The organism is Empedobacter sp. UBA6305, assembly GCF_002440405.1.
Classification (GTDB): Bacteria; Bacteroidota; Bacteroidia; order Flavobacteriales; family Weeksellaceae; genus Empedobacter; species Empedobacter falsenii_B.
In genome coordinates this window covers 82,606-90,512 of sequence record NZ_DJTP01000046.1, presented here as the reverse complement: position 1 = coordinate 90,512, position 7,907 = coordinate 82,606, and the positions used below count along the sequence as shown (strand labels likewise).

Here is a 7,907-nt window from a genome sequence, read left to right as displayed (position 1 = left end):
AGGATATGACGTACCCACATACATTACTTTCTTTTTTGAAAGAATGTTTGATAAACTGCACATATTGTACATATTGCAGTTAAAACAATAGTTACATCCATAATTAATCAAATTTTGGAAACTCTGGAGAAGAACAATCCGTAGCCAAACATTTTGCTTCTTCTCCATTTTTCATTTTTATTAAACATTTCACTATACCCATACATTTTGTATTTATCTTATATATATATCCGTAAATTTTTATTTATGGAAACAATTTTATCACGTTTGAAAAAAAAATATGTTTTATCACAAGTAATTCAACCGCTGTATAACCCTTCTTAAATTAATTGTTTAAATCTATATTTTCACTCATGATTTAGAAAGGACAAAAAAATCACTTGATTAAAACATCCTTTTACCAGTGTTTATCCATATCCGAAGGATAAATTTTGACAAACTTATCTTGATTGATAAAATTATTTACTGACACAATTATTTCCTTCGGAAAAAAAATATATAACACTAATACAGGTTGTTACATGCAATATGATGAGTTTCTACATCTAAAAACAGACTTTTATTTTGGCACTTTTTTACATAAAAAATCCCTTGAGATGTCTCAAGGGATTCATATCTTTAATTTTTATGTAGGAAGATCTATTTTTTGTCCGATTTGGATATGCATTTTCAACGGCAGAATGCACTTTACAGCGTGTTTTTTGAAGTAAAATCATTTATTTAAAACTGTACTCATTTAATATCAATAACTTAACTTTAGAAAAATGGTATATAATAATGATTATGTAAAGTGAGATTTATTTGTTTTTCTTATAATTTATTGTATTTTAGTACAAACGCTAAATTACTATGAATAAACACATTAAAGAAATCACTCTAATTAGTGGATGTATTACATCTCTACTATTTTCTTATGGATGCTCTGAAGAATTATTTGTGGACGAACAAAATAGGAACGAAAAAGAATTAATTGTAAAAGAACGAACTTCTACTCGAATTGAAAAATTGAGTAGTTTACCAGAGTTTAATTCTTTTTTAAATGAAAATATTATTCAAAATAAATTTTCAAAATCCGCTAAAAAAACTTCTCTTGATGGAGAGAAGAATGTATTTGTCGTAGAAAAAAATGGAACTACTTCTTATAGTATCATTTTTTACAATGAATATGGTTTTGATATTTTAGTTTACAATAAAGGAGAAAAAGAATCTTCTATGATTGTTAAATTTATCCCTGACAGTAAAACTAAAAATAATTCATTCGAAGATTTTACTGGTCTTGTAAAATATTTTACTTTAAAAGGTACTTTATTAGGAGAAAATAGATTTGAAAATGCTAAACCTATAACAACTCCTACTAATCCTCAAAAATCAAATAAAGGTAGTAGTAATTGTTCTTCTACCACTATAACTATAGCTTTCCCTTGTAATTCAGGAAAACATTACCCTGGAGAATCATGTGATTTGAGTGGTTCAGAGAGAGCTTATTATGAATACTATACTTACACGAATTGCTATGTAGACGAATTTCCTTATCCTGACGGAGGCGGTGGAGGATTTGGAAACCCTGGTGATGGACCTGGACCAGGAGGAGGTGGTGGCGGTTTTTCTGAATTTGCTTTTGCTATTTTTCTAAACACTAATACAGATCTATCTCAAAAATACATGACATTATCTGATGATAAAAAACAATACATAGAATATGTTTATAACTCTCAAGGAGAATATTTAACTCAATTTGCTATTAATTTATTATCTTCCAACTCTTCTATTGAATTATATCAGTTTGTTAAATGGGTAGATTGGTATAAAGAGTATAAATTAAGTAATACAAATGTGGAAAGTTACTTTATGCAAAATCCACAGGATTTACAAATTTTATTTGCTTTAGGAGCAGATTTCTTTACTCAAAACCCTAATATTAGTTGGGATTATTTAGAAAATTGGTTTTTCAATGGTAATAATCTTAATTCTTCAGTAATGAATGAATATTTACAAGACTTAAAAAATCCTGACATCGTAAAACCTACTAAGAGATTTAAAAATAACACAAAAATAAATGGTATTTACAATCAAGCGAAAACAGCCTCTAATTTCAAACAATACTTAAAAAACTTTGAGCCTACATTTTCTGTTGCTCACCTCCTATTTGATATTGGTGAAACAACTCAAGGAAATTATGCTGTAACTTCTGTACCTAAAGACTACTGGATTAAGATAACTTTTAATCAAAGCGTAGATTGGAACAATACTCCCAAAATCATTATAGCAGACACTTTTATGCACGAAATGATTCATGCCGAAATTTTCAGAAAACTTTTATCTATAGGTTCAACTAATGGAAACATTGATGTTAATAAAATTACACAATATTTAAATACCCATAATTATCCTGGCTTATTTGATTATTATGTAGAAAGAACAGTAGGTGGAGAAAACTGGCAACATGAAGCAATGGGAGCTCATTATGTTAACATAATGGTTAATTTTCTAAAGCAATTGTATAATAATAAATATACAGATGTAGAGTATAAAACAGTCGTATGGATGGGGTTAAAAGGTACAATAGCTTGGAATTCTTTATCACAAACAGAAAGAACTTTATATGAAACAACATGGAACGAAAAATATTGGACATGGGAACTTTAAGTAGAATATTACTATTAGTAACATTTTTATTTTATTTTGATAATATAAATGCCCAAATAATAAACATAGAAAAGGGAGATTCTATTGAGTTAATTAAAAAAAATGAACTAAAAGATAATAATACCATCTTTTACAAAAATGAATATACATTAATCATTTATAATAAAGAGCATATTGAATACAATAAAAAAAATGGTTTTTCTTATAAAACATTTGCTGGAGGAAGAAAATATTGTGATGAATGTAAAAAAGAAAAATATGTTTTTAGTCTAAAAAAAATTAACTCTAATGAAATACCTAAATTAAATAAACTTGAAATATTTAATCAAAATTATCTTTTTAAAAATCTTAAAAAGTATCAATTTTCCTATGGATATTTTTGTGTAAACAATATCTATTACGAAAATTTAGGTATGCCAATTGAATAAAACAATAAAAATATCTATAACACCTTTTATGTAAAATAGACAACCTCAAAAATTTGAGGTCGTCTATTTTTTCTTCTATTTTGTCTACTTTTCTAAAAAGATTATTACTGTCGTTTGGATTTTTATTTGCCCATTTTTTGAATTTTTGCATAAAAAGAGTATCATTCTCTGATAAAATGCGATGTTGATTATTTCAATTCATTGTAAAACTCATTTCTAATCTTCGCTTTCGCTTGAAACCCAAACTTAAAAGCAAAAAACAAAGCTGCTAACCCAATTACAGAAAAAACAACCGAATACAATGTAACATTAAACCCTATATAAGAATCATCTAAAGCCTTTCCTTTTTCATCAATACGATTGGTAATAATATGAACATGAGTTGCTTTCTTTTAAAAAGATGCCGACAGTAGTCTCTCAATGATTCAACTAACTAAGTTATTTCCATAAAGTTGGCAACTCGATTTGCTCAAACGAAATGGTTGTAAAAATCAATGGTTTTCTATCCATGCAAATGATAAGAAAGTTAGAGTGAGAAGTTATTCATATTAGTGTGGTAACAACGATTAGTATATTATTAATTCTTGAAAACTTCTTACGATCTGGAGATTTAGTTAAAACTTATGACTGTACTCATAAGTATCGTTTCTTTTGAGTAAGTAGTTTTGCAAGCAAATTTTAATTTTTATTATGCTTACAGATCAACATAAAGAAATCATTTTAGCAACTGTCCCTTTATTAAGAGAAAGTGGTGTTGCTCTAACTAAACATTTTTATAATCGAATGTTTACTCACCATCCAGAATTAAAAAACCTGTTTAACATGGGAAATCAAAATTCAGGAAAACAGCAAACAGCTTTGGCTATGGCTGTATTGGCTTATGCTGAAAATATTGCGAATCCAGTTGTATTAATGCCAGTTGTAGATATGATTGGACACAAACATACAAGTTTAAATATTCAACCCGAACAATACGATATTGTAGGAACACATTTATTGGCTTCTATTAAAGAAGTTTTACAAGATGCTGCAACCAATGAAGTGCTTGAAGCATGGAGATTAGCGTATAACCAATTGGCTAATTTGATGATTGGTCATGAACAGAAAATGTATGAAAGTAAAAAAGAAGAAGCTGGTAACTGGCTAGGATGGCGCACATTTATTGTGAAAAGTAAGGTTGAAGAATCTGCCGAAATTACTTCGTTTTACTTAAAACCAAAAGATGGAAAAGCTCTTCCAAAACATTTAGCAGGACAATATTTAAGTATCAAAATATTTTTACCTGAAATGAATCTTGAACAAATACGTCAATATAGTATTTCTTGTGCTCCAAATGATGAATACTTTCGTATTTCTGTGAAACGTGAAAAAGGTACGAATATCGCAGTAAATGGAATGATTAGTAACTATTTACATGATTACATTTTTGAAGGTGACGAATTGGAATTGAGCGCTCCTACAGGAAACTTCGTGTTACAAGAAACGAAAAACAAGAAGATATTTATTAGTGGAGGAATCGGTCAAACTCCTTTATTGTCTATGTTAGAAACTTTTGATTTAAACGAAAAAGTACAACATGATGTCGTTTGGATACACGCATGTCGCAATAAAGAAGTGCATGCATTTGCAGATAAAATAAAACTTATTCAAAACAACCATCCTAATGTAAGTAAATATCAATTTTACGATTATATAGAAGAGTCTATTGCAGATTCAAGTGTTTTGAAAGGCCATATTGACTTTAAAAAGATTGAAGACTGGAAGTTTGATAAAGATTCTGAATATTATGTGTGTGGACCACGCCCTTTTATTAAAAAAATGATTGAAGAACTAGAAATAAATCAAGTCAATAAAGAACAAATTTTCTTTGAAGAATTTGGACCAAAATCGTTATAATCAATAATTAAAATATGGAGAAGCAATGCTTCTCCTTTTACATGTATGAATTTTAAAAATCATGTATCAAAAAAAAACTATCGATGGGTTAAATGGAGTAGAATAGTTCTTTGTTCTATTTTAGTCGGAGTTTCTGTAGGTTTGCTTACCTTAATGTTTAAAAATTTAGTAGAACAATATGAGTATTTACTTTTAGATAAAGCAAAAAAAAATAATTTATTCTTTGTTATTTTTCCATTTATAGGATTAACATTGATTTATTTTTTGCGCCAGTTTGTTTTTAATAAAAAGAAAAATAAAGGTATTACTGAAGTATTGGAAGCTCTACGCTCTCAAAAAAAGATTCCTTCTTATAAAGTTTTTTCACATTTTTTTAATGGATTTCTTACCGTTATTTTTGGAGGAACAACAGGAATCGAAGTTTCCACTGTTGTTGCTACAGCTACTTTGGATGATATGGCTTCCCGAAAAGATGTCATTTTCAAAAAATATCGTAAAGAATTTATGGGAGCTGCAATTGCGAGCGGGGTCACTATTTTATTTTGTAGTCCGTTGGCAGGAATCTTCTTTTCCTATGAAACGATAGGGAAACAAAAAAGCAACGTTTTTTGGTTTACACACATTCTTAGTGTTACATTTTCAACTATTATTCTATTTTTGATGAATGCTCATCCTTTGATAGATCTTAGTCAGCGTGTAAAAGAATGGCATTATGAAGCAATACCATTTTTCATTATTTTATGTGGTTCAACAAGTATTTATGGTGTATACATGACGCGAATAGTCACCTATTCAAAGCGTATTTTATTATTTGAAAACCAACCCATACTTCAATTACTAATAGGTTCTATATTGTTGGGAATCGTTTTATATTTTTTACCCGAATTATATGGGTCTGGTTATCATACTATTGCTGAGTTAACCAAAGAAACAAATTATGTTGTAGAATTTGCTCTACTTGCATTATTTCTTGTAATTATAAAGCCGTTTACAACTGGATTTACTTTAAAACTGGGAGGTGACGGCGGTGTTTTTGCTCCGAGTATTTTTGCAGGTGCATGCTTGGGTTTGCTTGTAGGTGTTTTAACTAAAGTATATTTTATGCCTGATGTAATTGTTTTGAACTTTATAATATTGGGTGTAGCATTTACAGTAGCTGCGACTTTACATGCTCCATTTACAGCCATATTTTTAACTTTCGGAATTTTTAATTCTTACGTTTTATGGTTCCCGATTGTTGTATTAACTTTTATTAGTTATCTTTTATCAAAAAAAATATATCCTTATACTGTTTATACATTAATATTAAAAAATGACAAATAATTTTGATAAATTAATAGAGGAAGTTCGTGCATGTAAAGTCTGCGAACCTTTTTTGCCATTAGGTGCAAATCCTATTGTACAAGCAAATCCTATGTCTAAAATTGCTATTATTGGGCAAGCTCCAGGTTTAAGAGTTCATGAGACAGGTGTACCTTGGAACGATGCAAGCGGAAATGAATTGCGTAAATGGTTAAATGTAACAGTAGATCAATTTTATAATCCCGAACTTTTTGCATTATTACCCATAGGATTTTGTTATCCGGGAAAAGGGAAATCTGGAGATTTACCTCCAAGAAAAGAATGTGCACCTCTATGGCATACTAGTTTATTAGATGAAATGAAAGAAATACAGCTGATTTTATTAATTGGTCAGTATTCCCAAAAATATTATTTGAAGAATAAAATGAACAAAAATATTACTGAAAACATTTTAAATTTTAACGATTATTTGCCTGATTATTTTCCTTTGCCTCATCCGTCACCACGAAATTTTATTTGGATGAATAAAAACCCATGGTTCAAAGAAAATGTGTTACCTGAATTAAAAAATAGAGTTAAAAATATTTTATAAATAAGTACTTTTGGGTATATTGATTATTTAATTTATGCTATGATTAATCAAGATTTATTAATCCAATTTGGAGGAGAAATTAGAAATCTAAAAAGAGGAGAAATTATTTTTGAAATTGGACATTTTCCTATTTATTATTATCAAATAATAGAAGGTAAAGTTAAAATGAATAATTTTTCTGAAGAAGGTAAAGAATTTATACAGAATTTTTTTATTAAAGGTCAAAGTTTTGGAGAACCTCCTTTATTTATTGATGAGCCATACCCTGCTAATGCGATAGCGGTGACGAATGGAAAAATAATACAAATTTCTAAAGTATCATTCTACAAACTATTGCATTCGCGTCCAGAAGTATCTTTAGAAGTTAACAAGAGTTTAGCACGTCGTTTGTACTATAAGTCAATTATGGCCCCCGAAATATCGTCGCAAAATCCAGAAAGAAGATTGGTAAAACTATTCGATTATTTGCGTAGTCATAACCAAAATAATGAACCAGAATATTTAATTGATTTATCTCGTCAACAGCTGGGGGATTTAACAGGATTGAGAGTGGAAACTGTCATACGAACAATTAAACTCTTAGAAAAAAAAGGAGAACTTGAAATAAGAGGTGGTAAAGTAATTTTAATTGCTAAAGACTAAAATTTTCAATGATATAAAAAGCTGCCCAAGCCATAAATATTATAATAAAAACCCAAACCCAAATTGGTATTGTTCGTGGATTTTCGCTTCCTTTTATAATAAAACTTTGGTTTTTTCCTGTATCATAAGCATTAATCATTAATGGCAATACTCCATTCACTTTTTCATTATCAGAAAGCCCTTCTATATGAAGTATTGGCCCATTAGAAACGGTAAAACGAATAATTTTTAACCCTTCTTTTTGGTCAAACTTGCTTACTATTTTTAATAAATGTTCTCCATCCGTCAATTTAGTTGTATCTAACTTGAACGTAACTGGTGGAACCAATTCTGCAATAGGTTTTTCTTCTTTGTCAATGTACAAGTACACAGTTATATTTTTTTCTGACATAATCCCTTTT

The 7,907-nt window shown here is 29.0% G+C and carries 7 protein-coding genes; 6 read left to right on the top strand and 1 reads right to left on the bottom strand.

All coding sequences use genetic code 11. The annotated features are described in order from the left end of the window. Positions 1-849: 849 nt before the first annotated feature. The 6 genes from B3M86_RS12055 (at position 850) to B3M86_RS12030 (ending at position 7,506) form a co-directional block, all read left to right on the top strand. Positions 850-2,646, top strand: coding sequence for a hypothetical protein (locus tag B3M86_RS12055; protein ID WP_291069393.1), 1,797 nt, complete (start codon positions 850-852; stop codon positions 2,644-2,646). Beyond that, the gene (locus tag B3M86_RS12050; protein WP_291050515.1) at positions 2,634-3,074 is read left to right on the top strand and encodes a hypothetical protein; all 441 of its coding nucleotides are present in this window, start codon (positions 2,634-2,636) and stop codon (positions 3,072-3,074) included. The genes B3M86_RS12055 and B3M86_RS12050 overlap by 13 nt, the downstream gene beginning before the upstream one ends. Before the next feature lie 675 nt (positions 3,075-3,749). Further along, entirely contained in the window at positions 3,750-4,970 is a 1,221-nt protein-coding gene (hmpA, locus tag B3M86_RS12045; RefSeq protein WP_347881039.1) for an NO-inducible flavohemoprotein, read from the top strand. A gap of 45 nt (positions 4,971-5,015) precedes the next feature. Then, a complete protein-coding gene (locus B3M86_RS12040; RefSeq protein ID WP_291064681.1) occupies positions 5,016-6,293 on the top strand; it encodes a chloride channel protein in 1,278 nt (425 codons plus the stop codon). After that, the gene (locus B3M86_RS12035; RefSeq protein ID WP_125349005.1) at positions 6,283-6,864 is read left to right on the top strand and encodes a uracil-DNA glycosylase family protein; all 582 of its coding nucleotides are present in this window, start codon (positions 6,283-6,285) and stop codon (positions 6,862-6,864) included. The genes B3M86_RS12040 and B3M86_RS12035 overlap by 11 nt, the downstream gene beginning before the upstream one ends. 39 nt (positions 6,865-6,903) lie before the next feature. After that, positions 6,904-7,506 carry a Crp/Fnr family transcriptional regulator gene (locus B3M86_RS12030; protein WP_125349006.1) on the top strand — a complete coding sequence of 201 codons (603 nt, stop codon included), beginning with the start codon at positions 6,904-6,906 and terminating at the stop codon, positions 7,504-7,506. On the opposite strand, the gene B3M86_RS12025 is transcribed toward B3M86_RS12030, so the two are convergent. Continuing rightward, positions 7,496-7,876, bottom strand: coding sequence for a cytochrome C (locus B3M86_RS12025; protein ID WP_280048997.1), 381 nt, complete (start codon positions 7,874-7,876; stop codon positions 7,496-7,498). The genes B3M86_RS12030 and B3M86_RS12025 overlap by 11 nt on opposite strands. Positions 7,877-7,907: the final 31 nt, after the last annotated feature.